29 protein-coding genes are annotated in these 24,969 nt (G+C 38.5%); 2 read left to right on the forward strand and 27 right to left on the reverse strand.

The window, feature by feature from the left end; all coding sequences use genetic code 11:
* Nucleotides 1-143: 143 nt before the first annotated feature.
* The 7 genes from LQ50_RS09210 to LQ50_RS24630 form a co-directional block, all read right to left on the reverse strand.
* A complete protein-coding gene (locus LQ50_RS09210) occupies nucleotides 144-653 on the reverse strand; it encodes a YpoC family protein (RefSeq protein WP_034628434.1) in 510 nt (169 codons plus the stop codon).
* Entirely contained in the window at nucleotides 650-1,306 is a 657-nt protein-coding gene (gene nth, locus LQ50_RS09215) for an endonuclease III (protein WP_034628436.1), read from the reverse strand. Before nth ends, LQ50_RS09210 begins: the two co-directional genes overlap by 4 nt.
* Nucleotides 1,307-1,332: 26 nt before the next feature.
* Complete coding sequence (locus LQ50_RS09220) at nucleotides 1,333-2,037, reverse strand: DnaD domain-containing protein (protein ID WP_034628439.1); 705 nt, start codon at nucleotides 2,035-2,037, stop codon at nucleotides 1,333-1,335.
* Nucleotides 2,038-2,200: 163 nt separating this feature from the next.
* On the reverse strand, nucleotides 2,201-3,493 hold the full coding sequence (gene asnS / locus LQ50_RS09225; protein ID WP_034628441.1) for an asparagine--tRNA ligase: 1,293 nt from the start codon (nucleotides 3,491-3,493) through the stop codon (nucleotides 2,201-2,203).
* A 182-nt stretch (nucleotides 3,494-3,675) separates the two neighbouring features.
* Nucleotides 3,676-4,860 (reverse strand): pyridoxal phosphate-dependent aminotransferase, encoded by a 1,185-nt coding sequence (locus LQ50_RS09230; protein ID WP_034628442.1) that lies wholly within the window; start codon nucleotides 4,858-4,860, stop codon nucleotides 3,676-3,678.
* Nucleotides 4,861-4,929: 69 nt separating this feature from the next.
* Nucleotides 4,930-5,412, reverse strand: a complete 483-nt coding sequence (locus LQ50_RS09235; protein ID WP_034628444.1) for a cell wall elongation regulator TseB-like domain-containing protein — start codon at nucleotides 5,410-5,412, stop codon at nucleotides 4,930-4,932.
* Between the two features lie 14 nt (nucleotides 5,413-5,426).
* Nucleotides 5,427-5,597 (reverse strand): DUF4264 family protein, encoded by a 171-nt coding sequence (locus tag LQ50_RS24630; protein WP_070808128.1) that lies wholly within the window; start codon nucleotides 5,595-5,597, stop codon nucleotides 5,427-5,429.
* 108 nt (nucleotides 5,598-5,705) lie between these two features.
* Here LQ50_RS24630 and LQ50_RS25420 point away from each other — a divergent pair, with 108 nt between their 5' ends.
* Nucleotides 5,706-5,861 (forward strand): hypothetical protein, encoded by a 156-nt coding sequence (locus LQ50_RS25420; RefSeq protein ID WP_161784676.1) that lies wholly within the window; start codon nucleotides 5,706-5,708, stop codon nucleotides 5,859-5,861.
* 153 nt (nucleotides 5,862-6,014) lie between these two features.
* Here the strand turns inward: LQ50_RS25420 and LQ50_RS09240 are convergent, their stop codons facing one another.
* The 13 genes from LQ50_RS09240 to LQ50_RS09300 form a co-directional block, all read right to left on the reverse strand.
* Nucleotides 6,015-6,872 carry a ComEC/Rec2 family competence protein gene (locus tag LQ50_RS09240; protein ID WP_034628445.1) on the reverse strand — a complete coding sequence of 286 codons (858 nt, stop codon included), beginning with the start codon at nucleotides 6,870-6,872 and terminating at the stop codon, nucleotides 6,015-6,017.
* Nucleotides 6,873-6,915: 43 nt separating this feature from the next.
* Nucleotides 6,916-9,735, reverse strand: a complete 2,820-nt coding sequence (gene dinG / locus LQ50_RS09245) for an ATP-dependent DNA helicase DinG (protein ID WP_034628446.1) — start codon at nucleotides 9,733-9,735, stop codon at nucleotides 6,916-6,918.
* A gap of 22 nt (nucleotides 9,736-9,757) precedes the next feature.
* Entirely contained in the window at nucleotides 9,758-10,735 is a 978-nt protein-coding gene (locus tag LQ50_RS09250) for a tetratricopeptide repeat protein (RefSeq protein ID WP_034628447.1), read from the reverse strand.
* Nucleotides 10,736-10,798: 63 nt separating this feature from the next.
* Nucleotides 10,799-11,182, reverse strand: coding sequence for an aspartate 1-decarboxylase (panD, locus tag LQ50_RS09255; RefSeq protein ID WP_034628449.1), 384 nt, complete (start codon nucleotides 11,180-11,182; stop codon nucleotides 10,799-10,801).
* The gene (panC, locus tag LQ50_RS09260) at nucleotides 11,182-12,036 is read right to left on the reverse strand and encodes a pantoate--beta-alanine ligase (RefSeq protein WP_034628451.1); all 855 of its coding nucleotides are present in this window, start codon (nucleotides 12,034-12,036) and stop codon (nucleotides 11,182-11,184) included. Before panC ends, panD begins: the two co-directional genes overlap by 1 nt.
* On the reverse strand, nucleotides 12,033-12,872 hold the full coding sequence (panB, locus tag LQ50_RS09265) for a 3-methyl-2-oxobutanoate hydroxymethyltransferase (protein WP_034628452.1): 840 nt from the start codon (nucleotides 12,870-12,872) through the stop codon (nucleotides 12,033-12,035). Before panB ends, panC begins: the two co-directional genes overlap by 4 nt.
* 277 nt (nucleotides 12,873-13,149) lie before the next feature.
* Nucleotides 13,150-14,133: a biotin--[acetyl-CoA-carboxylase] ligase gene (locus LQ50_RS09270; protein WP_034628455.1), complete on the reverse strand. Its 984-nt coding sequence runs from the start codon at nucleotides 14,131-14,133 to the stop codon at nucleotides 13,150-13,152.
* 3 nt (nucleotides 14,134-14,136) lie between these two features.
* The gene (locus tag LQ50_RS09275) at nucleotides 14,137-15,267 is read right to left on the reverse strand and encodes a CCA tRNA nucleotidyltransferase (protein ID WP_034628456.1); all 1,131 of its coding nucleotides are present in this window, start codon (nucleotides 15,265-15,267) and stop codon (nucleotides 14,137-14,139) included.
* A 21-nt stretch (nucleotides 15,268-15,288) separates the two neighbouring features.
* Nucleotides 15,289-16,419: an N-acetyl-alpha-D-glucosaminyl L-malate synthase BshA gene (gene bshA, locus LQ50_RS09280; RefSeq protein ID WP_034628459.1), complete on the reverse strand. Its 1,131-nt coding sequence runs from the start codon at nucleotides 16,417-16,419 to the stop codon at nucleotides 15,289-15,291.
* Nucleotides 16,416-17,135, reverse strand: coding sequence for a bacillithiol biosynthesis deacetylase BshB1 (gene bshB1, locus LQ50_RS09285; protein ID WP_052144674.1), 720 nt, complete (start codon nucleotides 17,133-17,135; stop codon nucleotides 16,416-16,418). Before bshB1 ends, bshA begins: the two co-directional genes overlap by 4 nt.
* A complete protein-coding gene (locus tag LQ50_RS09290) occupies nucleotides 17,128-17,541 on the reverse strand; it encodes a methylglyoxal synthase (protein WP_034628460.1) in 414 nt (137 codons plus the stop codon). Before LQ50_RS09290 ends, bshB1 begins: the two co-directional genes overlap by 8 nt.
* A 30-nt stretch (nucleotides 17,542-17,571) precedes the next feature.
* The gene (gene dapB, locus LQ50_RS09295; protein WP_034628461.1) at nucleotides 17,572-18,372 is read right to left on the reverse strand and encodes a 4-hydroxy-tetrahydrodipicolinate reductase; all 801 of its coding nucleotides are present in this window, start codon (nucleotides 18,370-18,372) and stop codon (nucleotides 17,572-17,574) included.
* Complete coding sequence (locus tag LQ50_RS09300; protein WP_034628631.1) at nucleotides 18,365-18,697, reverse strand: nucleotide pyrophosphohydrolase; 333 nt, start codon at nucleotides 18,695-18,697, stop codon at nucleotides 18,365-18,367. The genes dapB and LQ50_RS09300 overlap by 8 nt, the downstream gene beginning before the upstream one ends.
* A 220-nt stretch (nucleotides 18,698-18,917) precedes the next feature.
* Here LQ50_RS09300 and LQ50_RS09305 point away from each other — a divergent pair, with 220 nt between their 5' ends.
* Nucleotides 18,918-19,790 carry a YitT family protein gene (locus LQ50_RS09305; protein ID WP_034628463.1) on the forward strand — a complete coding sequence of 291 codons (873 nt, stop codon included), beginning with the start codon at nucleotides 18,918-18,920 and terminating at the stop codon, nucleotides 19,788-19,790.
* Between the two features lie 30 nt (nucleotides 19,791-19,820).
* Here LQ50_RS09305 and LQ50_RS09310 read toward each other — a convergent pair whose 3' ends face one another.
* The 7 genes from LQ50_RS09310 to LQ50_RS09345 all read right to left on the reverse strand — a co-directional run bounded on the left by LQ50_RS09310 (nucleotide 19,821) and on the right by LQ50_RS09345 (nucleotide 24,951).
* Complete coding sequence (locus LQ50_RS09310; RefSeq protein WP_034628464.1) at nucleotides 19,821-20,498, reverse strand: zinc metallopeptidase; 678 nt, start codon at nucleotides 20,496-20,498, stop codon at nucleotides 19,821-19,823.
* Between the two features lie 121 nt (nucleotides 20,499-20,619).
* A complete protein-coding gene (gene ypjB, locus LQ50_RS09315; protein ID WP_034628466.1) occupies nucleotides 20,620-21,408 on the reverse strand; it encodes a sporulation protein YpjB in 789 nt (262 codons plus the stop codon).
* Between the two features lie 75 nt (nucleotides 21,409-21,483).
* Nucleotides 21,484-22,083 carry a lipoprotein heptaprenylglyceryl N-acetyltransferase LhaT gene (gene lhaT, locus LQ50_RS09320; protein ID WP_034628469.1) on the reverse strand — a complete coding sequence of 200 codons (600 nt, stop codon included), beginning with the start codon at nucleotides 22,081-22,083 and terminating at the stop codon, nucleotides 21,484-21,486.
* Between the two features lie 73 nt (nucleotides 22,084-22,156).
* Nucleotides 22,157-22,939, reverse strand: a complete 783-nt coding sequence (locus tag LQ50_RS09325; protein WP_034628472.1) for a menaquinol-cytochrome c reductase cytochrome b/c subunit — start codon at nucleotides 22,937-22,939, stop codon at nucleotides 22,157-22,159.
* 47 nt (nucleotides 22,940-22,986) lie between these two features.
* Complete coding sequence (gene qcrB / locus LQ50_RS09330; RefSeq protein ID WP_034628475.1) at nucleotides 22,987-23,658, reverse strand: menaquinol-cytochrome c reductase cytochrome b subunit; 672 nt, start codon at nucleotides 23,656-23,658, stop codon at nucleotides 22,987-22,989.
* Between the two features lie 15 nt (nucleotides 23,659-23,673).
* Nucleotides 23,674-24,168: a QcrA and Rieske domain-containing protein gene (locus LQ50_RS09335; RefSeq protein ID WP_034628478.1), complete on the reverse strand. Its 495-nt coding sequence runs from the start codon at nucleotides 24,166-24,168 to the stop codon at nucleotides 23,674-23,676.
* 321 nt (nucleotides 24,169-24,489) lie between these two features.
* On the reverse strand, nucleotides 24,490-24,951 hold the full coding sequence (locus LQ50_RS09345; protein WP_034628483.1) for a YpiF family protein: 462 nt from the start codon (nucleotides 24,949-24,951) through the stop codon (nucleotides 24,490-24,492).
* Nucleotides 24,952-24,969: the final 18 nt, after the last annotated feature.

A 24,969-nucleotide genomic window follows, 5' to 3' on the forward strand; every position in this document is an offset into this window, starting at 1 on the left:
TAATCACCTGCTCCTGCAAAATCTATCTATGTATTCTGAAAATATTTAATGTGCAAACGACGAAAGGGAAGTAGTGAGCTCACAGAAAAAGCTAAAATTTTCACCTTTTTCTGTGGTCTTTAAGATAGCCCCTTTTTTTAGTTTCATCGTTTGCTTTTATTTGCCTCTAAAACTTTTGATTTGGCATAAAGTTTTCCAAGCTCCACGTACATTGCTTTTAGCTGTACATACGTATGATAACGAATTGGCCCATTAAGGATAAATGCAAGCCTCTCTTCACAATTGACTGGTTTAAATTGCAACGAGTTCACCTTTTTAGCTATCGTTGTTATCCCCTGAACTTGAGTTTCATTCATCCAAAACAACGCATCGATAAAAACCGCTGTCATGACGATCATTTTTTTGTTTGCTGCCTTGGGATTTCGTTTAGCGTAGAAATGCTCAAGTAATGGTTCTTCATCTTTCCACCAATCAAGTAGCATTGGAACATACGTATGCTTTTGCTTCCAAGGTCTTTTTTCCAGCGTTATATCATAATAGAATGGAACAGCTTGGCATATGTCTTTTAAAGAAGCAACTGTATCTTCCTTAACAACATATGATTCGTTATAAAAAGGTGGAACCTGAAATGCTTCCGGAATGTCTATTTTCATTTGCGCTTTCTTGCTTTCATTCGTTTTTGTCCTTCACGACACATTGGCAACAATGGGCATATATCGCATTGAGGAGATTGTGCTTTGCAATGATAACGACCAAAAAAGATCAGTTGATGGTGAGAATCTGACCAGCGTTCAATCGGGATTTTCTTCATTAATGTGTCTTCGACTTGGCGGACATTATCCTTCCAACGACAGATGGCAAGACGCTTAGAAACTCTTTCTACATGTGTGTCTACAGCGATAGCTGGTACGCCAAAAGCTACAGAGGCAACTACATTAGCTGTTTTCCTACCAACACCTGCCAACTTAACAAGTTCATCTCGTTCTTTGGGTACTTCTCCGTTGTATTCTTCAAGTAATGCTTGTGCAAGCTTTTTTATATTTTTGGCTTTACTACGAAATAATCCAATTGAGCGTATATCCTGCTCAAGCTCTTCTAATGGAACCTCAAGATAATCTTCAGGCTTTTTATATTTAGCAAAAAGCTTGGGTGTCACTTTATTTACGAGTGCATCTGTACATTGAGCAGAAAGTAAAACAGCAATCACTAATTCAAAAGGATTAGAATGAGTTAACTCACACTCTGCATTCGGATACATCTCCGCAATGACATCAAGTGCTTCTATTGTCTGTTTCTTTGATAACATGAACCTAATCCTCTCCTTAAATCGACTTACGTTTGATCGAGCCAGCTAAAACCAGGATAAGAGTCAGCGTTTGCTCGTTTTTGTTCTTGTTTAGGCTGATGCTGATACTTACGAAATTTTTCGCCATGTACGCGAGCTTGGTCTGTTGTTTTTATTCCATTTCGTTTCCATTCAAATAGGATCCGATCGATATATCGAAAGTTTAATTTTCCAGACACAACCGCTTCTTTTAAGGCTGCAGTAATCAGCTCAGTCGTATGCTTATCTTGATCTAGCCACATCCCAAGTGTTTCAGCTTCAATTGGGGAAAGCGGTCTACAGAATTCCTCTTCAAATCGTTTATATAATTGACCTTCATTACTTTCCTTTTGTTGTTCTTCAGAATTAATTTGCTCACCTTTTAATAATTGGATTAAGCGAATCCACAATGGTTCTAGTGTATAATATTCAAACAAGATCCCTTGCTCATCCCATTTTTTATCTAATGTTAAAAAACCTTTTCGAATTAATTGTCCTAACATTTGGGCACAATCATTCATAGATAGTGTCATACGTTCACTAAGAAGTTCAGGGGTTGGGAAGCCATCCCCATCCTCAATAAATGATTGAACATGTAACAATGCAACTAGTTCGTTTTCTTTTAGTCCTAATTCAGAGTAATGTTTAAGCAGCAAAGTTGGAATGGATAGCTGTCTTTGGGTTGTCCATTTCAAAAGTAAATTATGATCCATTTAAAAACACCTCGTCCACTATTATAACATGATCATTTGAACTAGTCGTTTCCTTTTCCTTACATAGAACTTAAGATATAACCATCGATAAGAAAAATCAGGGGTTATCCCTAAAGGTATAATTTAGACCTTTTGAGATAACCCCGTACTTGTATATTGTAGATTACGGATATAAACGATTTAACAATCGTGGGAATGGAATCGTCTCGCGAACATGCTCTACTCCTGAAATCCATGCAACTGTTCGCTCAAGTCCTAAGCCAAACCCAGAATGTGGTACAGAACCATATTTACATAAATCAAGGTACCATTGATACGCATCAAGTGATAAATTATGTTCTTTTAGATTACGTTCTAATAAATGATAATCATGAATGCGTTCAGAACCTCCGATAATTTCACCATACCCCTCTGGTGCAATTAAATCAGCACAGAGGACAACATCATCTCGATTTGGGTCAGGCTGCATGTAAAATGGTTTTAACGAAGTTGGGTAATGGGTAATGAAAACGGGCTTCTCGTAGTGCTCTGCAATCGCCGTTTCATGTGGTGAACCAAAATCATCTCCCCATTTTATATCATCAAAGCCTTTCTCATGTAAAAATGTAATGGCTTCATCATAAGTAATGCGTGGAAATGGAGCTTTAATTGCTTCTAGTTTAGATAAATCACGACCAAGAGTTTTTAACTCTAACTGGCATGATTTGAGTACAGACTGAACAACGTATGATACATATTGTTCCTGGATTTCTAGGCTTTCATGAAATTCAACAAATGCCATCTCAGGTTCAATCATCCAGAATTCAATCAGGTGACGACGTGTTTTTGATTTTTCAGCACGGAATGTTGGTCCAAAGGAAAATACACGTCCCATTGCCATCGCAGCAGCTTCCATATAAAGCTGTCCACTTTGAGAAAGATAAGCATCTTCATCGAAATATTTTGTTGCAAACAACTCAGATGTTCCCTCAGGAGCACTTCCTGTTAAAATCGGAGGATCTATCTTGACAAAACCATTCTCATGGAAGAAATTGTATGTAGAACGAATGATCTCATTTCTAATTTTCATTACGGCATGCTGACGCTTAGAGCGCAACCATAAATGACGATGATCCATTAAGAACTCGGTTCCATGCTCTTTGGGTGTAATGGGATAATCTTTAGCTTCATGTAATACTTCTATTTTTGTTACAGTTAATTCATACCCTGATGGAGCTCGGTCATCAGAACGCACTACTCCAGTAACATATAATGAACTTTCTTGCGTTAGATTCTTTGCTTGTTGGAACATTTCTTCCTCTACGTCTGCTTTGACAACGACACCTTGAATGAAGCCTGTACCATCACGCAATTGTAAAAAAGCAATTTTGCCACTTGAGCGCTTACCGGCAAGCCAAGCGCCAATTGTGACTTCTTGCTCGACAAATTGACCGATTTTTGCAATTGTTGTTTTCACTTTCATACCTCCTACTATGTATACCAATCTACATTATACCCTTGTACAAAATTTCAAGTCAACGATCCTTGAATGAAACCCACGAAAAACAAATATTCAATCTATTCTAATGGAACTGTCTAAAAAAAATAAATGATAGTGGAACCATCAATAAGAAAAAAGCCGCTTTTGCGGCTTTTTTCTTATTTTGTATGATTACGCACGAATCGTTCGATACGTGTTAGGGCTTCCTCTAATAGATCAAATGAAGTAGCATAAGAAAGGCGGACATTATCTGGTGCACCAAAACCTGAACCAGGAACTAACGCAACTTTTTCTTCCTCTAAAATGGCCTCAACCCATGAATCAACATCAGAAAACCCGTTCAGTTTTACAGCTTCACTCACGTTTGGAAAAAGGTAAAATGCTCCTTTTGGCTTCACGCAAGAAACACCTGGAATCGCCACAAGCTTGTCAAATACACCATTTAAACGTTCTTCAAACGCTTGTCTCATTGTCTCAACCGAACCGTCATCCTCTGTATATGCAGCAATCGTCCCATATTGTGCATTCGTTGTAGGATTTGATGTACTGTGACTAGCAAGGTTGGTCATTGCTTTAATGATTTCGGCGTTCCCTGCTGCATAACCGATTCTCCAACCAGTCATTGAGTGCGACTTAGATACTCCATTAACAACTATTGTCTGTTCTTTTAATTCTTCAGAAAGCTCGGCAATCGATGTATGAGTTGCTCCCCCATATACAAGCTTCTCATAAATCTCATCAGAAACAATTAATACATCATGCTTTATACAAACGTCACCAAGTTCACGAAGCTCGTCCGCTGAATACATAGAACCAGTTGGATTACTTGGTGAATTTAAAATGAAAGCTTTTGTTTTCTCTGTTATAGCTTGCTCAAGTTGCTCTGCCGTAACTTTAAATTCATTACTCTCAAGTCCTTCGATATAAACAGGGTTTCCCGCAGCCAGTTTTACTTGTTCAGGATAGCTTACCCAATATGGTGTTGGGATAATGACTTCATCCCCCTCATCTAAAAGCGCTTGAAACAACGTATATAGGACATGTTTTGCACCTGAACCAACAAGGATTTCAGCTGGCTTATACGAAATTTTTTGATCGTTCTTAAATTTACCAATGATTGCTTCTTTTAACTTTGGAAGTCCAGCCGAAGGAGTATATTTAGTATGGCCCTCCTCCATCGAACGAACAGCAGCATCTATTATGTATTGTGGTGTATTAAAATCAGGTTCTCCTGCCCCAAGACCAATTACATCATGTCCTTGTTCTTTTAACTCTTTTGCTTTTGCTGTAATCGCTAATGTTGATGAAGGTGTTAATGTCGAAACTCTTTTCGCTAATCTCATATGTATGTCCCTCCCAAATAATATATATACACTATAAATTGTCCTGAGCTATCATTCAAGTAGAATTCATTAATCCGTTCGCAGTAAATACCTTTTCATGAACGTTCCATCTTCAAACGTTACATAATAATAGCCTTTTCGGTTTTCGTTAGTGAAGTACGTAATTTCGTATACAGGCAGCCCTCTTTCAAAACCTAACTTGGTTGCTTCAATTCTTGACACTTCTTCATCACGCTGAACAATGGCAATCGCCTCTTCTCTTGTGATTCCATCACTTGCTCTTTGTACGTGTTGAAAGTCAAAATCATCTGAGACCCATACAAGCGTTTCCTCACCATCATCATCTAACCCATTAAAGACATAATATGCATCTGTCCCATGATAGTAAGTGACATTCATAACGGTTTGCAGCAATGATTGTCCAACTACGTAGTTTTCAGCTTGGTCATAATGATGCAAAAGAGGTTCTCGAATCGTTTGATACGCATAGACACTTAGTCCAGTTAACAATGAGGCGCTAATAATAACAATTATAATAATCCATTTTTTCATATATATCTCTCCAGTTACGACCGATAAATCGTAAATACCATTGAATTCTTATCTTTATCATCTAGAGCTATGCCAAATAATAAATCCTCTTCTTTCAAGGTTCGATTTAATGCATCAACAATTTTATAGGTATCTGCTGCTCTTTTTATTCTGGTCGTTGATAAAACAACTAAATTCGAATCCATGTATTCCCCTCCAGTATTATGATCTTCCTAGTCGTACAAGTTTTGCTAAACATAGTAATAAGCGATATGGTGATACTATAAGTACGCCAAACAAAGGGGGCGTAACTATTGTCAAACCATTATCAATCTACAGCGATGCGTTATCAAAAAGAAAAAGAAGAAATAGCATTGCTTAGCCGCCAAGGATTGAAATGGCATCAAGTCTTTCCCATTTCAATTCGACAAACGTTATTTCCTTCTATTTTTCAGAAGGATCACGAATAAACTGCACAATGTTCGTTAAAGTATTACAAGCAAAATTATAGCCTACTCACACCTCAAAATGTTCTGCACAAATGCCTCGTGCAGAACATTTCACCTTAAATTCATATGCATTTATTATAGCATTAGCTACATAATTTAAAAAACATATCAATATCACTCTTTAAAATGAACGGTGACAAGTTCATAATCCGCTTGATTCACTTTTATAATAACAGCCCCATTTTGTTTCATTCGATATGTGTCAATCCATGTTTCCTGTAATCGTTCTAACAACTCAGCACTTACTTCTGCATTTTCTCTCGTAAACAAAACAGCTACTTGTGGATCAATCTCATTTAAAAAGCGCTGAGTTGTACCATCATTGGTCCCGAATTCCGCCACTTTTAGTACCGATACAGGAGACAAGTCTTCAGCCATCCATAAACGCTCTATATCTTCATTCGCTTCGGATGAGAAGAGGAATTGATGTTTATCATGAACAGATATGATAAATGAAAGTGTTGGCAAAATCGTATAGGAACTTGGTAACATTGTAACCGTTACATGATCTGCTAATTCTTCCTTTTTTTCATCGGACCAGCCGACAATCTCTACATCAAGTGTCTCATACTGAGTCTTAGCTTGATTTATGCCCTCATTCGGTACAATTAACGTTTTCGTCCCAAAAAGAGTAACAACTTCTTCAACATTCTCGCTGTATTCTTTTTCAAACCTTGGCAAAATAATGGTTTCAATGGATGATACATTTAATTTTTTCAAGCGAAAAAACAACGAATCTGCAGAACTTTTTGCCCCTGTACCAATAAGAATGGATTCTCCATTTGGCAACTCCATATAGGTTGACTCACCATTAGGTAGGTCCAAAAAAACAAACCCAACGTCTTGTTCCTCTAGCTGCAAATCTAACTCCATTTCTTCTTGTCCATCAGAAGGACTAACCATTCGAACTTCCAACCCTAACATTACAGCCATAAAGACTATAAAAGTGAGTCCGATCAGAATGTTACGCATTTTGCATTAACCCTCCAAATTATCGAGATATCGATGACATTTTTTACATGAAATCTTGAAATTCCTCAAGGAGATCTTCTAGCTTCCCTTCATGTACAGGAACATTTGGCAGGGAGCGAATAAACTGCTTTCCATAACGAGTCGTGGAAATACGTCGGTCTAAAATAAACACGCAGCCACGATCTTGTGTCGTTCTAATTAATCTGCCAAACCCTTGTTTAAAGCGAATAATTGCTTGTGGCAATGAAATTTCCATAAATGGATTTTTGCCTTCCTCTTTTGCTCTTTCATACTGGGCCTGCAGCAATGGTTGATCTGGCGGTGAAAATGGCAATCGAACAATGACTAAATTTCGAAGTTCGTCCCCTGGTAAATCGATCCCTTCCCAGAAGCTACTTGTTCCAAATAGAATAGCTTGATTTGTTTGTTTAAACATCTTCATGAGTTTGGCTCTACTACCACTTGTCACTCCTTGCCCAATTAACTGAAATGCAGAGAATTCATTAAATTTTTTCACATGATAATACACTTGTTTAAGCATCTCATAAGATGTAAAAAGTACTAACATTTTTCCGCTTGATGCTTCCATCATTCTCCAAAGTTTAATTGACACTTCGATAGCAAAATCTTCATCTGAAACGTCCTTAATTGTAGGGATATCGCTAGGTAAGAGTAACCTAACCTGATCCATATAAGAAAAGGGTGAGGGAATTACACATTGTGTTACTCCAAAGTCGGTTAGACCTAAGCGCTTTTCTTGGTAATGAAATGAACCATTAACAGAAAGAGTAGCTGAGGTCATAACAACACTTTTCTTCTTTGCAAAGAATCGATCTGCTAAGATTTCTGACACATCAATTGGCTTGCTGTACAAAAAGGTCGCATTTTTAGCACCTCTTGGTTCTACTTCTAACCAGTACACCATGTTTGGATCATGTTCAAGCAACAATTCATATAATGTTTGTTCTTCTTCATACACATGATCAATCAACCCTTCAATATCTGCAATAAAACTTCGATCTTTGTATGTCATGTCATCCTTCTTTTCAGAAAATGGCTTTATCCACCTTTGGAGCTCTGCAATGCAATCCTTTGTTTGCATGTGCACTCGCATGGCACACTCGAGAATCGCTTGCCACGTTGAACTTGATTCTAAGTAGCTCTCATAACGGTAACGCAATCGTCCTACATCTGTTGCGCTTGCTTTTGTCTTTGACAAAACATAGCCATGAAGCATGCGAAACAATTCATCGACTTCATCTTTTAATATTTGGACAAAATCTAAGCTAGTACTTGACTTTGATACATTGGCAATTTGATATTCTTGAATTAAGCGAGTTAGTTGCTCTAACATTCCATCTTCTTGACTTAACCCTAATCGTTGAAATAAGTAAGAAAACGAGACAAAATCAGCTTTTGCTCCTAAATGATCACTTGCTGTTTCTTCTAAATGGTGGGCTTCATCTAAAATCGCATAAGAATACGTTGGTAATAATCGTTGTTCATGAACAAGATCTGTACTTAAAAGCGCGTGATTTGTAATCACGATATCTGATGATTGAGCACGTTTTCTCGCTCTGTGATAAAAGCAACGCGAGAACCAAGGACTATAGCGGCCAAGATCTGAAGCTGCATCGCTTTGTACTTCATACCAAAAACCTTTGCCGCCAGATGGAAGATTTAACTCTTCCATATCTCCATGCTCTGTTTCTGTTAACCAAATTAGAATTAAGGCTTTGGTCAACAACACATCATAACTGTCTTCGTTAGTATGCAATAAGGACTGTTCAAATTTACGTAAGCACAAATAATGACTTCTACCTTTTAGCAAAGAAACACGTACCGGGAAAGGAAGAAGGTGATGAAGTAATGGCAAATCTCTTGATAGTAATTGTTCTTGAAGAGGAATCGTTTGTGTGCTTACAATAACAGGCTCATTTTTTGTATAGGCAAAAAATGCAGCCGGGAGTAAATACGCTAATGACTTCCCTGTACCTGTTCCGGCTTCAATCATTTTATGCCCATTTTGTTGAAATGCCTCTACTACTTCCAACATCATTTTTTGTTGTCCAGGTCTAAGTTCGTAATTCGTAAAAGCCGTTTGCATCTTACCATCTTCATTATATAACCCTTGTAAAAAATCATGAAAAGAAGGCTGATCCTTTCTTTCTTCTAATTCAGATTTCCCTTCTATTTTTCTTAAGGCGATTTGGCGATAACAATCATATTGTTCATCATCCATTAACCCTTGAGACAACTTCTGTTGAATAATGGATTGCAACATAGGTTCTAAATCACTTTTAAATCTTCTAGAAAGTGGTGCCAATTGTTGTAGTGTTAACAATGGCAGTTGATTTAATTTATGTAATAATGACAAAAATAGCGTAGCTGTAACTTCGGCATCACTATCTGCTTGATGGGGTCTGTCATGAGCGAAACCAAGTTGCTCTGCTAGTTGTCCTAGTTTATAACTATCCTGCTTTGGTAGTAATACCCTTGATAATTCAACAGTATCAAAAATAGGCATACCAGGTAGATCATAGCCTTCTAATGCCATTTGATTTTTTAGAAATGCTTGATCAAAATCAACATTATGAGCAACAAAATTGCTATTTTTAAATAAGGTTAGTAATTCAGGGATAACCTCACGAAAAGAAGGGGCATTCTTTACTAGATCATCAGAAATGCCCGTTAGCTCTTCTATAAATGGAGGGATTTCTTTTCCAGGGTTAATAAAAGAAGCAAAAGTTTCAACAATTTCTCCTTCTTCTATCACTACTGCTCCAATTTGAATTACTCGGTCCCCTTTTGTAACCGAGTGCCCCGTTGTTTCAACATCAACTACAACATAACGTTCGTTCATTGTACACCTCGTTCTAAAAACCCTATTCAACAAGTTGTAGTTCCGAAATTTCTGGCCAACTCTTTTGCAACCACTTTAGTGAGTGAGTAATGTTTTCATTATTTGGGTCTAATTGGATGGCTTCATGAAATGATTTTAATGCATTGGTTTTGTCATCTAATAACGCATAATTCCAAGCTAGACCATGTAAAACATGTACTGAACCTAAATGCTTTTCTTGCACCCGTTTGTAACAATGAATAGCTGCTTGATGATAGCCATGCCATTCACAAACGTAAGCTAGAGCAAACAAAGACTCTTCGGAATCTAAAAGGGAAATGCTTGTTGTCCAACACGTCCAGGCTTCATCTAGATTCCCACTTTGCCACTGGCAGCAACCTAAAAAAAAGAATGCTTCTCCGTCGTCAGGAACTTGTTTAATATAGGATAAGAAATATTGTTTTGCCATATGAAATACTTCATTAAAATAATAACAGATACCTAAATTATACACGACATCATAAGATGAAGTAAGTTCATTTGCCTTCTCAAATGAAACGATTGCATCATCTAGACGTTCTTCTCTCGTTTGTACGCAACCTAATCCAACATGTGCAAAGTGCAAAAGAGCGGGGTATTCGCATACTTGTACAACATACAAAAAAGTTTCTTTTGCCTCTTCTAGTTGTTCTGAAAATAGGTAAGAAAAGCCTAAATAAAGCCTGCGTAATTCATCATTAGGTCCCATTCCTGATTCTTTCTTTAACGTACGTGCCGCCTGCTCAAACATCTCCAGTTCATAAAATGTTGTTCCTTTTGAGTGATAAGAAAAGGACGGCTCTCTTTTTGGATTTTTTAACTCATTTATTTTTTCATCAAGCTCTGTCCATTTGTCTAAAAGCGAACCTGCTGTTTCTTCCAAATATTTCAGTTGATTTTCTTGTTCTGATTCAGACATGAAAGCCCATTTTTTTTCTATATTTTCATAAATGGTATTCCAGGAAGTAATCCAATCGTTCAAAAAAACCCCTCCTCTCGATAACTATACTTAAAGTGTTTATCGAAGAGGACGGGAATATTCGAATTATAAGACGGTAGAAGCTGGCTCTTTGTCTAACATTTCAACAATTTGGTTATTTTCATTCATGATCGCTACTTTTGGCTCATGAGCCCTCACATTCTCTTCTGCAACTTGTGCATAAGAAATGACAATAATCACATCTCCTTCATGAACAAGTCTTGCAGCAGCCCCATTTAAACAAAAAACATTACTTCCACGTGGACCTTTAATTACATACGTTTCAAATCTTTGACCATTATTATTATTGACAATTTGCACTTTTTCATTTTCTAAAATATCAACAGCATCCATAATGTCTTCATCAATGGTAATACTTCCAACATAATTTAAGTTCGATTCTGTTACTCGTGCGCGGTGTATTTTTGACTTCATCATCGTGCGATACATTACTTTTCCCCCTGAATATCAACTATATAATTATCAATTAACCGAGCATTCTTATAAACATAGGCAACTGCAAGGATGACTTTACCACTAAGACGTTCCGATTGTTCTAGACTCGGATAACTTAAAACGTCTATATAATCAACCTTCCCAGATCCTGACTCAAGACGTTTCTCCAACTCCGCTCTTATGAACGCTCGACTCGTTTCTCCAGATCTGATCAACTTGGCTCCTTCCTTTAGAGCCTCATATAGAAACGGCGCTTCATCTCTTTCCTCTTTCGTTAAATAAACATTTCGAGAACTTTTTGCTAATCCGTCCTCTTCCCGAACCGTCGGACAACCATGGATGATTACAGGCACATTAAAAGCATCAACCATGTTCATAATAATAGCTAGTTGCTGCGCATCCTTTTGCCCAAAATAAGCCTCATTCGGTTGTACAATTTGTAGTAACTTCATAACAACCGTTGCGACACCGTCAAAATGGCCAGGTCGACTAGAGCCACAAAGAACATTTACACCACTTGTAACATGAATGGACATTGGCATATTTGTAGGATACATTTCGGGAACTGAAGGATAAAAAATAACATCTACCCCGGCTTTTTGGGCGATTTGTTCATCCCTTTGAAAATCCCTTGGATACCGATCCAAATCTTCATTTGGTCCAAACTGAAGCGGGTTTACAAAAATACTCAAAACAACAAAATCATGGTCTTTCCTTGCTGCTTCAATTAAACTCACATGCCCTTCATGTAAGTAACCCATAGTTGGAACAAAGCCGATCGATAAACCAGTTTGTTTTGCAGCTATCACTTCATTTCGTATAGCTTCAATTGCCTCAACTACTTTCACTTGCTCACGCCTCCGTACAAACCTGACAGTGCTTCCTCACTCATTGTAAAGGAATGTTCTTTAGCAGGAAATTTCTGTTCTTTGACTTCTTGCACATATAACTTTAATGCCTGCTCGATTATTGGTGATACATTCGCATAACTCTTAACAAACTTAGGCACATGAACATCCCCATACCCAAGAATATCATGGTAAACAAGAACTTGGCCGTCCGTATCAACACCGGCCCCGATACCAATAATAGGAATATTACATTTTTCCGACAACATCTCTCCTACTTGCTCCGGGACACATTCAACGACAATAGCAAAAGCACCAGCTTCTTCTAACGCTTTAGCATCTGCTAGCAGTTTTCTCGCTGATTCAGGGTCTTTCCCTTGCACTCGATATCCACCTAATACACCTACCGATTGAGGTGTCAATCCTAAATGGCCCATTACAGGAACGCCTGCTTCTGTTAGTTTCGCAACTGTTTCAATAACTGGTCCTGCACCCTCAAGTTTAACCGCACTCGCACCACCTTCTTGAAGTAACCGTTTCGCATGGGCAAATGTATCCTGTAAACTAGCGTGATACGTCAAAAATGGCATATCTGTAACAATGAATGTATTTTGTGCTCCTCGTCTTGCCGCCTTCGTGTGAAGGACCATGTCGTCAATGGTTACTGGTACAGTTGAATCATAGCCAAGAACGACCATTCCAAGAGAATCGCCTACAAGGATCATATCCATACCTGATTGTTCAACAAGGCGGGCAGCTGGTGCATCATAGGCAGTCATCATGGTAATTTTATCTTTCCTTTGTTTCATCTTCATAAAGCTGGCTGTTGTTTTCATCTTTTCTTCCTCCCTTTTTACGAGGAGAGCTCATGACGTCAAATAAAAAAGGACTGCTCCTCATCTCACATACATAGTTATGTAGTGCCAGACAGGAGGGCAGTCCCTTCTTTAAAGCATTCAAAAACAAATTTGTCCAAAATACAAACTGTTTTTTGACGAAATGTTATGAACCCCTCTGTCCTAGTCCTGATGGATCAAGGCAGACCCGTTTTTCATTGTGCTTACTTGGTGCAGTTCCAAATTGGATACCGCCCATCAAAAAAAGTATAACAGATTACTCTTCAACTTGGGAAGCAATTTCAATGTCCGCTGAATAAATCTTATGCTCTTGACCTTTTTCATCTTCTAACAAAAGGACTCCATCATTTGTGATTCCTTTAGCATAACCATAAATTACTTCACGCATTGTTCGTGCATAAATATAGGTTCCTACACTGATCGAATACACTTCCCAAAGCGACCTTATTGGTGTAAATCCCTCGTTTAAATACAAATCATAAAGATGCTCAAATTCATTTAAAACTGCTGAAATGACTTGTGCCCTTTCCACTGTTTTTCCTTTCTCAATTGCTAATGAAGTCGCAAGGTCCCTTATCGATGGATCGAAGTCATCCGACCGCTGATTAACATTGATGCCTATGCCAATGATAATCGAATGCACCCGATCAGGGTCTGCTTGCATTTCTGTTAATATCCCAACAAGCTTCTTTCCTTTTAAAAGGATATCGTTCGGCCACTTTATATCACACTCAATTCCCACTATGTTTTTAATTGCTCGAACAACGGCAACCGCGGTCAGCAAGGTGAGCTGTGGAGTTTTTTGCGGAGGTAAATCTGGCCGTAAAATCATACTGATGGATACACTCGTGCCCTTCCTTGAATACCAATCACGACCTAGCCTCCCTTTTCCAGCTGTTTGTTCATTGGCAATAACGACATGGCCTTCGGTTGCACCTTCTTGAGCTAATTTATGAGCAGTAAACTGTGTTGAGTCCGTTGCATCAAAATAAGTTAGTTCTTGCCCTAATCGTTTTGTTGACAACCCAACTTTCACTTCATGAGGATGGATTCCATCACCTTTACTGACGAGGCGATACCCTTTTCTTGGTGCTGATTCTAGTTGATATCCATTTTTTCTCAGTTCATCAATGTGTTTCCAAATGGCCGTTCTTGAACAGCCTAGTTGCTGACTAATCATTTCACCAGAAACAAACTCGCCTGAATGCTCAGCAAAGATTTTGAGAAGTTGCTCCTTCATCACTCATCCCTCCTCTAAAATAGCGTTCAATAAAACTTCTTTCTCATTTTGACATTGACCAGTAACAACGAGCTGTTCAGCTAACATAAGAGCTTCCTTAACCCACGGTCCTTGATTCTTTTTTAATGCGTGAATGAGATCTCGTCCAGATATGGCAAGTTCCGACCTTTGATGAATAGGCAGAGATTCCCACATTTCTAGCAATTGAGCAATATTCTGATTTTCTTTATTATATAAATTTCTTAAATTTTCAACATCAATCGCTACTTGTATCGATGCGTCATACAGATCCAGGCGATTCCATTGTTTTTTATGCCGTAGTTCATAATAGAAAAGTCTAGCTTGAATTTTCTTTACTTGTTCGTTAGACAACGCCAGATTCTTTAAATATTGTTCATTTATTCTACTCAAACATAGACAAAATGCAGTTAAACAAACGGTGTCAGTAGACTGCTTTAAAGACTTAACATTAGATAAGCCGTCTAACGCCTGTTCGGTTAACTCAAGTCCTGGAATTGATTTGAATAAACATGTACTCATGATCAAATCTAGGGCTAGGTTGCGGTGTTTCCCTTTTAATAACTTAATCCATTCCTTTATAACTCGCTCAATTGCAACGTCCTGTATTCGTTCATGATTAGTCGAAATAATAGACAATAGTTCTTGATCAATATCAAATCCTAACTCGCTAACGAAGCGAAATACCCGGAGCATTCTGAGTGGGTCTTCGATCATCCGATCAAAAGGTTCACACGCCCTTAACACGTTTTGAAAGAGATCATCCTGCCCCCTTACAAAATCAAACACTTCACCATTACAGTCCATAAGTAAGCTATTAATCGTCAAGTCACGGAGACTCACATCATCGATAATGGTCACACCTCTAATTGTTGTTACTTCATATTTCTCATCTCCGTGTTTAACGATCACAGTTTGGTGAAGGTTATTCATTCTATATGTTTTTGAAAATAATCTAGACACCTCATCGGGAGTAGCCGTCGTCACAATATCGATATCAGCTACTTTACGTTTTAATAAATAATCACGTACAGCACCTCCAACAATATAGGCGTCAAATCCATTTTCATTTAATCTATGTAGGACATCTTTCGCTTTCTTCCATTCACTTGCCAAAACGAATTCCTCATTTCCGATCTATTCATTTTGCAATAATTGCTGATAAAGCTTCTCATACCTCGATACAATGATTCGAGAATGAAAAATATCTTTCACTCTTTCTACTCCACGAACAGAGAAGGCCTCATAACTTGCTGAATCTTGTAATAGTGAAATAGCTTTATCAGCTATACAATCGATATCACCAATTTCACAAAGATATCCTGTTTCACCGTCTACAATCACTTCTGGAATTCCTCCCGTTTTTGTCCCTATAACTGGGACACCACAAGCCATCGCTTCTAATGCAACAAGTCCAAAGCTTTCCTTCTCACTTAACAAAAGCATAAGGTCGCTCATCGATAGGAGCTCAGCAATATGCTTTTGATTTCCTAAAAACAACACATGATCTTCGATGTGTAACTGCTTTGCTAACTGTCTAGCAACAGCAAGTTCTGGTCCATTTCCAATTAACAGTAGTTTTGATTTAACTCTGGCTGTAATTCTTGCAAAACTTTTGATCACATCAGACACTCGTTTGACAGGCCGAAAATTTGAGATATGAATCAAGACTTTTTCATCCTCTTGCAGTTGGTAATGCTTCTTTAAATCAGTAACTTCTCGTTTCATATAGACGCGTTCATCAATAAAATTATATACGGTCTCTATTGGCATATCGGTTGATACAAGTTCACGAGTTTGCTCAACTAAATCATTAGAAACTGCCGTCACAAGATCTGATTTCTCTATGCCAAACTTAATGATATCTTTTAGTGAAGGGTCATAACCTAGTACGGTAATATCCGTCCCATGTAACGTTGTCATAATCTTCACATTATGCTCAACCATTTGCTTGGCTAAAATGGCACAGATCGCATGAGGAACTGCATAATGAACGTGGATAATATCGAGTTTTTGTCGCTTTACAATCTCAGCCATTTTACTAGCAAGTGTTAAATCATACGGAGGATATTGAAAAACAGAATATTGATTTACTTCAACTTCATGATAATAAATATTTGGATACACACGATCTAAGCGAAACGGAACACTAGAAGTAATAAAATGAACTTCATGCCCACGTTCAGCAAGCAGTTTCCCAAGTTCAGTTGCAATAACCCCTGACCCACCAACTGTAGGGTAACAACTGATTCCTATTTTAAGACTCATAAACGCTGTTCCTTTCCTGCAAATAAGTTCGTTATGACTATTGGTTTAGTCGTTTTAAATCCTTCTGCATAGGTTACCCCGGCTTCTTTTCCAAATAAACGCTCTCTCGCCTCAACAACAGCTATGTATCCATTTGTTAAAGGCGTATCTACAGTATTTACCGTTTTTATAAATTGACTTTCATAGGCTTGTAACGCTCGCATTTTTGTTTCAAAGAAATTCGTGACATCTACAACAAAATCTGGATGCTCATATCCATTAATAAAATAAAAATACACATCATCAGGACGAAAGGCATTTAATTTTTCACTACATATATAACGCTTAATTCCCGCATTAAACACAGCCTCTTTTACAATATCCGAACAAGCACCATGGTCAGGATGGCGATCCACTTGGTAAGGGGTAAACACAATTGAAGGTTTATATTTCCGAATGACAGACACGACATCGGAAAGTTGGTCTTCTGTAATGTTCTTCAATCCTCGGTCGCTAAGAGAAAGTTGTATACGTGCTGTAAGTTTTAAGATCTCTCCTGCCGTTTTAGCCTCTTTTTGCCTTTGTTCAACTGTTCCATTTGATGAGTACTCCGCCTTTGTTAAATCACAGATGCCTACACGAAAACCTTCACTTGCATATTTAGCTAAAGTTGCACCCATCCCGATTTCAACATCATCGGGATGGGCACCAAAGGCAAGGATATCTAACCTATCCATTATTATATTCATCCTTATCTGCTTTTCTCCAAGCAAAGTCACCGCGATCTAACCCTTTTATTAAAACCTCGGCCGTACCAATATTCGTTGCAAGCGGAACATTTCGAACATCACACAAACGGATTAATGCTGTTACATCAGGCTCATGAGGTTGCGCTGTTAATGGATCACGGAAAAACAAAATCAAATCAAACTTATTTTCTGCTACAAGAGCACCAATTTGCTGATCTCCTCCAAGAGGACCAGATTTAAACCTAGTTACAGACAATTGGGTTGCTTCCATTATACGAGTCCCCGTTGTACCAGTTCCAAACAATTCATGTTTTTCTAAAATGTGTTCATATGCCGTTGCAAATTGAACCATTTCTTCTTTTTTCTTGTCATGGGCTATAAGTGCGATTCTCATCCGTGCTTCTCCCCTTTTACGTAATTATTATTATTCTATAATATGCTCTAAACCATAAACCAACGTATCAATTCGAAGCACAGCATCAACAGCTAATTTCACTCCAGGCATAAATGACGTGCGATCAATAGAGTCATGGCGAATGGTTAACGTTTGACCAACACCTCCAAAGATCACCTCCTGGTGAGCGACTAATCCAGGCAAGCGCACACTATGTATTCTCATCCCCTCAAAATTAGCTCCACGTGCTCCGGCCAATTCTTCTGTTTCATTTGGGTGCCCTTGAGCCTTTTGCTCTCTCACTTCAGAAATAAGTTGAGCTGTTTTGATAGCCGTTCCCGATGGAGCATCTAACTTACGATCGTGATGCCGTTCAATGATCTCAACATCTGGCAAGTATTTCGCCGCCATTTGTGAAAACTTCATCATCAAAATTGCACCAATAGCAAAATTAGGTGCAATAATTGCGCCAATCCCCTGTTCTTCCGCTGTCGCTCTGAGCTCAATAATATCCTCTTCTGTAAATCCTGTTGTGCCTACAACTGGACGAACCCCATTTTCAAAAGCTGTTTGCATATGCTTTTTCCCGAATGCAGGAGCAGTCAAATCAATCAGGACATCAACTTCATTTTCTTTAAAGCATTGTTGCATATCTGTATAAATCGGTATATCAATACCTTGAAATCCTTCTATTTCACTTAGCATCATTCCAGCGTGTTTTGAATCAACAGCAGCGACAAGTGTAAATTCATCCGTACTTGAAACCATTTTCACTGCTTCTTTTCCCATGTTTCCACGCGGGCCAGCCACGACAATTTTAACTTTACTCATTTGACACACCTTCTTCTTCAATTCTTGTCCAACGATCTTTATCACGTGATTCGAATTTATCCATCACGAGGGCAAAAGCTTCTTCTAAATCAATATGTAATGAATTAGCAAAACAAATTAAAACGAACAGAATGTCGCCCATTTCTTGTTCCATTGTTCGGTTTTCTTCCGTTAATTTTTTCGGCTTCTCACCGTAATAATGGTTCACCTCTCTTGCTAATTCCCCTACTTCTTCACTCATTCTAGCCAGCATGGCTAGAGGACTAAAGTATCCTTCCTTAAACTGCCCGATGTACTGATCAACTTCCTCTTGCATTTGTTTCATCGACTTATCATTCAATTAATCTTCACCTCACATCCCTATCAAATCCATGTTAGCGAAATGTTGCCACTTTGACAAATAAAAAAGAAAGATTTGCCGATAAATGGCAATTTTTATATAATAAGCGTATTGTGCTTACATGTTGATCAATGCAAACAGCTACCTTTTTCAGGAAATTAGTCTTTGTAACCCAACTATTGTATTTTATCACAAGGAGGGCAAAATGGCTTATAAGGTTCATACCAAAAATATACTTTTTATTTTTTTTGGCTCAGCTATTCTTTCATTTGGTCTTGTTTACTTTAATATGGAAAACAATTTAGCGGATGGCGGATTTACAGGAATCACCCTCATCCTCTATTTTATGTTTCTTATTAATCCTGCTTTATCTAACCTTGTCCTAAACATTCCACTCTTTTTCATAGGATGGAAAATCTTAGGTAAGGTTACCTTCGTATACACAATCATTGGCACAGTAGGAGTTTCTTTCTTTTTAGAGATATTCCAACGTTATACGTTTATTCGCATTCCTTTGCATGACGATATGACGCTAGCTGCTCTATTTGCTGGTGTATTTATCGGAGTTGGTCTTGGAATCGTATTTAAGTATGGAGGGACGACAGGTGGAGTTGATATCATCGCCAAATTAGGATTTAAATATTTAGGTTGGAGTATGGGAAAAACGATGTTTATGTTTGATGCAGTCGTCATTGCAACGTCGTTAATTTATTTAAATTACCGTGAAGCGATGTATACACTCTTAGCTGTTTTCGTTGCAGCAAAAGTAATAGACCTTATCCAACAAGGTGCTTATTCTGCCAAAGCTTCTCATATTATCTCTGATAAAGTTCCTGAGATTGCAGGTGCCATTATGCAAGAAATGGACCGTGGCGCTACAATACTAAAAGGAAAGGGTAGTTTTACAGGAACAGACAAAGAAATCCTCTACTGTGTAGTTGGACGGAATGAGCTCATTCGTCTCAAAACATTAGTCGAACGAATTGATCCACATGCATTTGTTACAGTCAACGACGTTCAAGACGTGATCGGAGAAGGATTTACGTTGGATGAAAATAAAAAACCACTACATCATTAAAAAAAGCCTGGAGCAAATGCTCCAAGCTTTTTAGTCATCACTATTCATACCAATATACATGAGAATGAATCGAACGAGTTCTAGTAGAGCCACAAGTGCCCCAGCAACATATGTTAATGCTGCAGCATTTAACACTTTACGTGTTTCACGCTCTTCATCATTACGAATCACACCGGTTGATACAATTTGTTCCATTGCACGGCTACTTGCGTTGAATTCAACTGGCAACGTTACAACTTGAAACAGTACAGCAGCTGCCATTGCAACAATACCAAGTAGAATGAAGCCTGAAGCTTGCATTAAAATCCCAGCCAGAATTAAAAAGAACGACGCGTTTGACCCAAAACTTGCTACCGGAACAAGAGCATGACGAAAACGTAAAAATGCATAGTTTTCAGCATCTTGGATTGCATGCCCGACTTCGTGAGCGGCAACAGCAGCGCCCGCAACCGATGTCCCAAAATAGTTGTCCGTTGAAAGTCGAACCACTTTAGAACGAGGATCGTAATGGTCCGTTAACGTACCACGCGTTTCTTCTACTCGTACATCATACAAGCCGTTATCATCTAATATCTTTCTAGCGACTTGTGCTCCTGTCATTCCAGAAGAAGCCTGGACTTGTGAGTACTTTTTGTACGCACTCTTCACTCTCATCTGTGCCCAAATAGGAATAATGAGAAGAAGAATAAAATAAACGATAAAACCCATCGAATGTACCACCCCTGTTGTTAGATCTTATCTAATATATTAAATTGAACATCAAACAAAGTCAAACAAAATGCCTATTAAAGCAGTGTTTCCAAGCATTTCTCACAATTTTGTCACAACCTTATTCTTTCACACGCACTTTTTGTTTTTCTGCTTTGTATTTTTTATATCCTACATATGAAAGAGACATCGTAATCATCCCGCCAATCGTAAACATCACCCACCATAGAGATGGGTCTGCACTATCTTCTTTAACACGGTTATAAAGATTGGTCCACTCTGCTTCCATTAATTCAATGTGTGGGACCACTTTATCTTTATCTAGACTTTCCGATCTCATACGTTCAAGAAAGGTCACTTGAGAATCAATTTTTTGTAAATCCTGTGGCTCAAGATTTATTAACAACGCCGGTCGTATCATTTTGTAATGACGTAAAAAGTCATTAAATCGATGTTGATACGCCTGATTCTCATCTGATTTAACAGCCTCTTTCATTTGTGCTAATGATTGCATGACTGATTTTTCCGTGTGTAACCAAAGAGGATGGTGCTCACTTGATAAGGCATCCACAGCTAGACGAAAGGCTGTTACTTTATAAATACGTTGGTCTAGGGCCATACCTGTAGCTGTTACCGCTTCAACAGCCTCTTCAAACGATCCAGTAACCGTTCGTAACGAAGTCATAGTTATTCCTTCTTGCTGAAAATCAACGTCTAAAAATGTAACTGAAAAATAATCCAACAATTGCTTAGCTTCTTCAAATTGTTCTTGTTTGACTAACTGAAGGATTTGGTCTGATGTGTGATTTAGCTCTTTCCATGTATGTAGCGATGTCGATTCATCCGCTTCAATACTCATAGGAAAACTTAAAACGAGTGCGGCAACCATTGCCATGATTACTTGACGCATGTTTGTCCCTCCTTCTTCTCCATAACATCCTATGACCAAATGGACAAGAGTAGACCAAGAAAGAGAGACAAACTATTATTTGATTTCAAGAGTGAATCGATTTTTTCTTACCCCCAACAGATAAACAACTGTAATTGAAAAAATACTCAGCCAAAATGTAAAATAACCTATTAAGTTTATGTCCGGCATTAGTCGAGCTGATACCCAAGGATGCATCATAAACACATAGTCGATTATGTCATTATGTAAAGTCCATACTGCGGCTACAATTAGATGCCAAGCCTTCATGCGGTAGTATGGAGCATATAAAACTGCTTGTATGGCCATACCTGCATGTGAGAAGATTAACAAATAGTTATTGAACGTTAACGTATCTCCCGCCCAACCACCTGCCAAATTCATGGCTACAGCCCAAATCCCATATTTAATTAACGTTACAGCTGCTAACGCTTCAACTATAGGCCAATTGCGGCCCAATAAAAACGCAATTAACACAAACACAAAAAATAAACTAGCCGTTGGACTATCTGGTACAAATAGCAGGAAATGGGCCGGGGTTATTTCAAGTTGAGATTGATACCAAAGATAACCCGCTATTGTCCCAGGTACGTTTATGAGCAATAAGACCACAATGACCCATTTTTGACCAAACAGTGAGAGTGCATGTTTCCCCATCTTTTCCCCACCTTTTAAAATTCGTAACTCACATTGTACAAAAAAAGCTGACTGTAACAGTCAGCTTTTTCATTTATTCATCTTCAGGATTACCGTGCGCTGAGATGTATTCAGCAAGAATTTCAAGCTCTTCATCGGTTCCTTCAAATAGACCAGCAGGCATTGCGCCAATACCGTTAGTAATAACTTCCATTACTTCTTCAGGAGATTTCTCCGTATCTAGAAGTGATGGACCACCCGCTCCACCGGTCATTGTGTCACCATGACAACCAATACATGAGTCATGAGAAGAGTAAATAGCGTATCCTTCTACGTCTGTATTAATGTCAGCTTCTTCTACAATTGCACCTTGCTCAGCAGCAGCTTCCCAGTCATGCTGGTCAACTGACTCCCAAGTTAAGTAAAAAACAGAAATAAAACCAAGTATCATCATACTTGTCGCAATCGGGCGTCTAAATGGACGACGCTCTTTCCCAGTATCTAACCAAGGTGCTAGCAAAAGTGCACCAAAAGCAATTCCAGGCATGACGATCGTACCGATGACATTAAAGTCACCTGATGCGTATTGATATTTTAGTAACTGATACAAAAATAAGAAATACCAGTCAGGTAACGGAATATATCCAGCGTCAGTCGGGTCAGCCATACGCTCAAGCGGTGCTGGGTGAGCAACCGTAATGAGGAGGTAACCCATTAAAAATACTGCACCAACCATCCACTCTTTAAGTAGGAAGTTCGGCCAGAACGCTTCTGTCTTACCTGGATATTCCGAATAATCCTTTGGAATATTGGGTTTGCGATTGTTTGCCTTGACACGAGAATCACCGACAAACTTCATCCCTTTACCACGTTCCATCTCGTTCCCTCCTTTTCAATTGTCAGCTTTTTAGCATAGTGTAAATTTTACAATGGTCCAGAAATACCTTGTTTACGGATCATATAGAAGTGAGCCGCAAGTAAACCAAGCAATGCTGCTGGTAAGAAGAAGACATGGATTGCAAAGAAACGCGCAAGAGTTGCCGCACCAATTATTTCACCGCCGGCAAGCAACGTTTTCGTAAATCCACCAACAATCGGTACACTTTCAGCAATTTGAAGTACAACCGCTGTTGCGAAGTATGCCTTCATATCCCAAGGTAATAAGTAACCCGTTACTCCTAATGCAAGCATAACAAAGAAAATAAGGACACCAACTACCCAGTTTAATTCACGAGGCTTCTTGTACGAACCCGTAAAGAAGACACGTAACGTGTGTAAAAACATCATAACAATAACTAAACTTGCGCCCCAGTGGTGCATACCACGAACGATTACACCGAAAGCGACTTCATTTTGTAAGTATGCCACTGATTGATAAGCGTTGACGATATCTGGTACGTAATACATCGTTAAAAACATTCCAGATAAAATCTGAATGACTGTAATAAAGAAGGTTAACCCTCCAAAACAGTACACGAACGCAGAGAAGTGGTGAGCCGGATTAACATGCTCTGGTACTTCATGATCGGCAATATCGCGCCACATTGGCGTAATATCGAGACGCTCATCAACATAGTCGTAAATTTTTTGAAGCATCGATTACGCCCCTCCTTATGTTCGCTGATTAATTTGACCTAAGTAAACTTTTCCATCTTCCACTACGACATCATACACATCTAGTGGACGTTGTGGAGGCGTACCCGGAAGGTTCATTCCTTCTTTGTCAAATCTCCCGAAATGACATGGACAAAAGAACTCATCCGGTTCTTGTGTTCCATACGCTACTGTACAACCTAAATGCGTACATGTTGGTGATAAAGCTGTTACCGTGTTATCACGTATGTAGATGTACGCTTCACGAGTTACTTCAGATTCATACCATGCATCAACTTGATTAAATGAAAACCTAAATTTTTGCGGCTCTTCCGTTAACTCGTCCACATCACATACTAACCTTAGGTCTGACTCTGCACCAGCCTTTAGCGCAGGATCAAGTGCAAATCGAGCCATTGGCATTAACATACCGGCTGCCATAAAACCACCAACACCTGTAAGTGTGTACGTTAAAAATTGTCGTCGTGAAACTCTGTGGTCTTTTTCACTCACTCGTTTTCCCCCCTTACACAATAAGGTAAACCCAATAATGGGCACAAAATAAGCACATATTATACTAGGACATACCCATGATAATACAACGCGAATGAATTCGCAACAATTTCCGCATTCTGGCACAAATTCGGCATAAATTTGAACACAACTATGCGGAAAGTATCATTGACTATCATAACAGATTCTGATACATAATCAAAACTCATTGAAAACTCACGAATGATCGAGTTTTCCATATTCATTCATCCATAAAAAACAAGCTTCTAAATACCCCTAAAGAGGTTAAATAAAAGCTTGGAATACATAAACAATATCGAATTACTTCGCTTGCCACTGGTTCGTTAATATAGGAATAAGCTGTTTCATTTGATCACTAATGACGTCTTTTTTATAATTCATGTCCATATGTTCAAGGGGAATCGTTGGCATCCATAATAACATTCCAACTAATTCTCCTTCAACCGTTTTCCACTCTCCATCAGAGGTCAAGTAAACAATATGATTGATTCCTCCTGCTCGCAGCTCTTCTTTCCACTCGCTTAGTCGAATGATTCGCTTATCAAAGCTTTCTGTTTTCAAATAAGTAAATGATGGGAATTGGACAACCCTCCCATGAAATTGTTTTTCAACTTCACTGGTAATTATTGAAATAAACTCGCCCATAGCGACCGTTTGTTTCACTTCTCTCTGCCAAGATAGGGGAATAAGCGGAATGATCGCTGTATCAACGTATTCTTTCGCTTGTAAATAAGTATCCATTTCAGTTGCTTGCCATTTCATATGTACACACCTTCCGTA

The sequence above is a fragment of the Halalkalibacter okhensis genome, from assembly GCF_000787375.1.
Classification (GTDB): Bacteria; Bacillota; Bacilli; order Bacillales; family Bacillaceae_D; genus Halalkalibacter; species Halalkalibacter okhensis.

Coding starts and splice junctions, on each gene's coding strand:
- LQ50_RS09305 (WP_034628463.1), top strand. CDS start 18,918: ATGGCTTATAAGGTTCATACCAAAAATATACTTTTTATTTTTTTTGGC.
- ypjB (WP_034628466.1), bottom strand. CDS start 21,408: ATGCGTCAAGTAATCATGGCAATGGTTGCCGCACTCGTTTTAAGTTTT.
- qcrB (WP_034628475.1), bottom strand. CDS start 23,658: ATGCTTCAAAAAATTTACGACTATGTTGATGAGCGTCTCGATATTACG.
- LQ50_RS09310 (WP_034628464.1), bottom strand. CDS start 20,498: ATGGGTTTTATCGTTTATTTTATTCTTCTTCTCATTATTCCTATTTGG.
- dinG (WP_034628446.1), bottom strand. CDS start 9,735: ATGAACGAACGTTATGTTGTAGTTGATGTTGAAACAACGGGGCACTCG.
- LQ50_RS09270 (WP_034628455.1), bottom strand. CDS start 14,133: ATGAAGGAGCAACTTCTCAAAATCTTTGCTGAGCATTCAGGCGAGTTT.
- panB (WP_034628452.1), bottom strand. CDS start 12,872: ATGAAAACAACAGCCAGCTTTATGAAGATGAAACAAAGGAAAGATAAA.
- dapB (WP_034628461.1), bottom strand. CDS start 18,372: ATGAGTAAAGTTAAAATTGTCGTGGCTGGCCCGCGTGGAAACATGGGA.
- LQ50_RS09240 (WP_034628445.1), bottom strand. CDS start 6,872: ATGCGTAACATTCTGATCGGACTCACTTTTATAGTCTTTATGGCTGTA.
- LQ50_RS09325 (WP_034628472.1), bottom strand. CDS start 22,939: ATGGAACGTGGTAAAGGGATGAAGTTTGTCGGTGATTCTCGTGTCAAG.
- bshB1 (WP_052144674.1), bottom strand. CDS start 17,135: ATGGATAGGTTAGATATCCTTGCCTTTGGTGCCCATCCCGATGATGTT.
- bshA (WP_034628459.1), bottom strand. CDS start 16,419: ATGAGTCTTAAAATAGGAATCAGTTGTTACCCTACAGTTGGTGGGTCA.
- LQ50_RS09235 (WP_034628444.1), bottom strand. CDS start 5,412: ATGAAAAAATGGATTATTATAATTGTTATTATTAGCGCCTCATTGTTA.
- lhaT (WP_034628469.1), bottom strand. CDS start 22,083: ATGGGGAAACATGCACTCTCACTGTTTGGTCAAAAATGGGTCATTGTG.
- LQ50_RS24630 (WP_070808128.1), bottom strand. CDS start 5,597: ATGGATTCGAATTTAGTTGTTTTATCAACGACCAGAATAAAAAGAGCA.
- LQ50_RS09290 (WP_034628460.1), bottom strand. CDS start 17,541: ATGAGAATCGCACTTATAGCCCATGACAAGAAAAAAGAAGAAATGGTT.
- nth (WP_034628436.1), bottom strand. CDS start 1,306: ATGTTATCAAAGAAACAGACAATAGAAGCACTTGATGTCATTGCGGAG.
- LQ50_RS09220 (WP_034628439.1), bottom strand. CDS start 2,037: ATGGATCATAATTTACTTTTGAAATGGACAACCCAAAGACAGCTATCC.
- panD (WP_034628449.1), bottom strand. CDS start 11,182: ATGTATCGCACGATGATGAAGTCAAAAATACACCGCGCACGAGTAACA.
- LQ50_RS09230 (WP_034628442.1), bottom strand. CDS start 4,860: ATGAGATTAGCGAAAAGAGTTTCGACATTAACACCTTCATCAACATTA.
- LQ50_RS09210 (WP_034628434.1), bottom strand. CDS start 653: ATGAAAATAGACATTCCGGAAGCATTTCAGGTTCCACCTTTTTATAAC.
- LQ50_RS09300 (WP_034628631.1), bottom strand. CDS start 18,697: ATGAAACAAATGCAAGAGGAAGTTGATCAGTACATCGGGCAGTTTAAG.
- LQ50_RS09345 (WP_034628483.1), bottom strand. CDS start 24,951: ATGAAATGGCAAGCAACTGAAATGGATACTTATTTACAAGCGAAAGAA.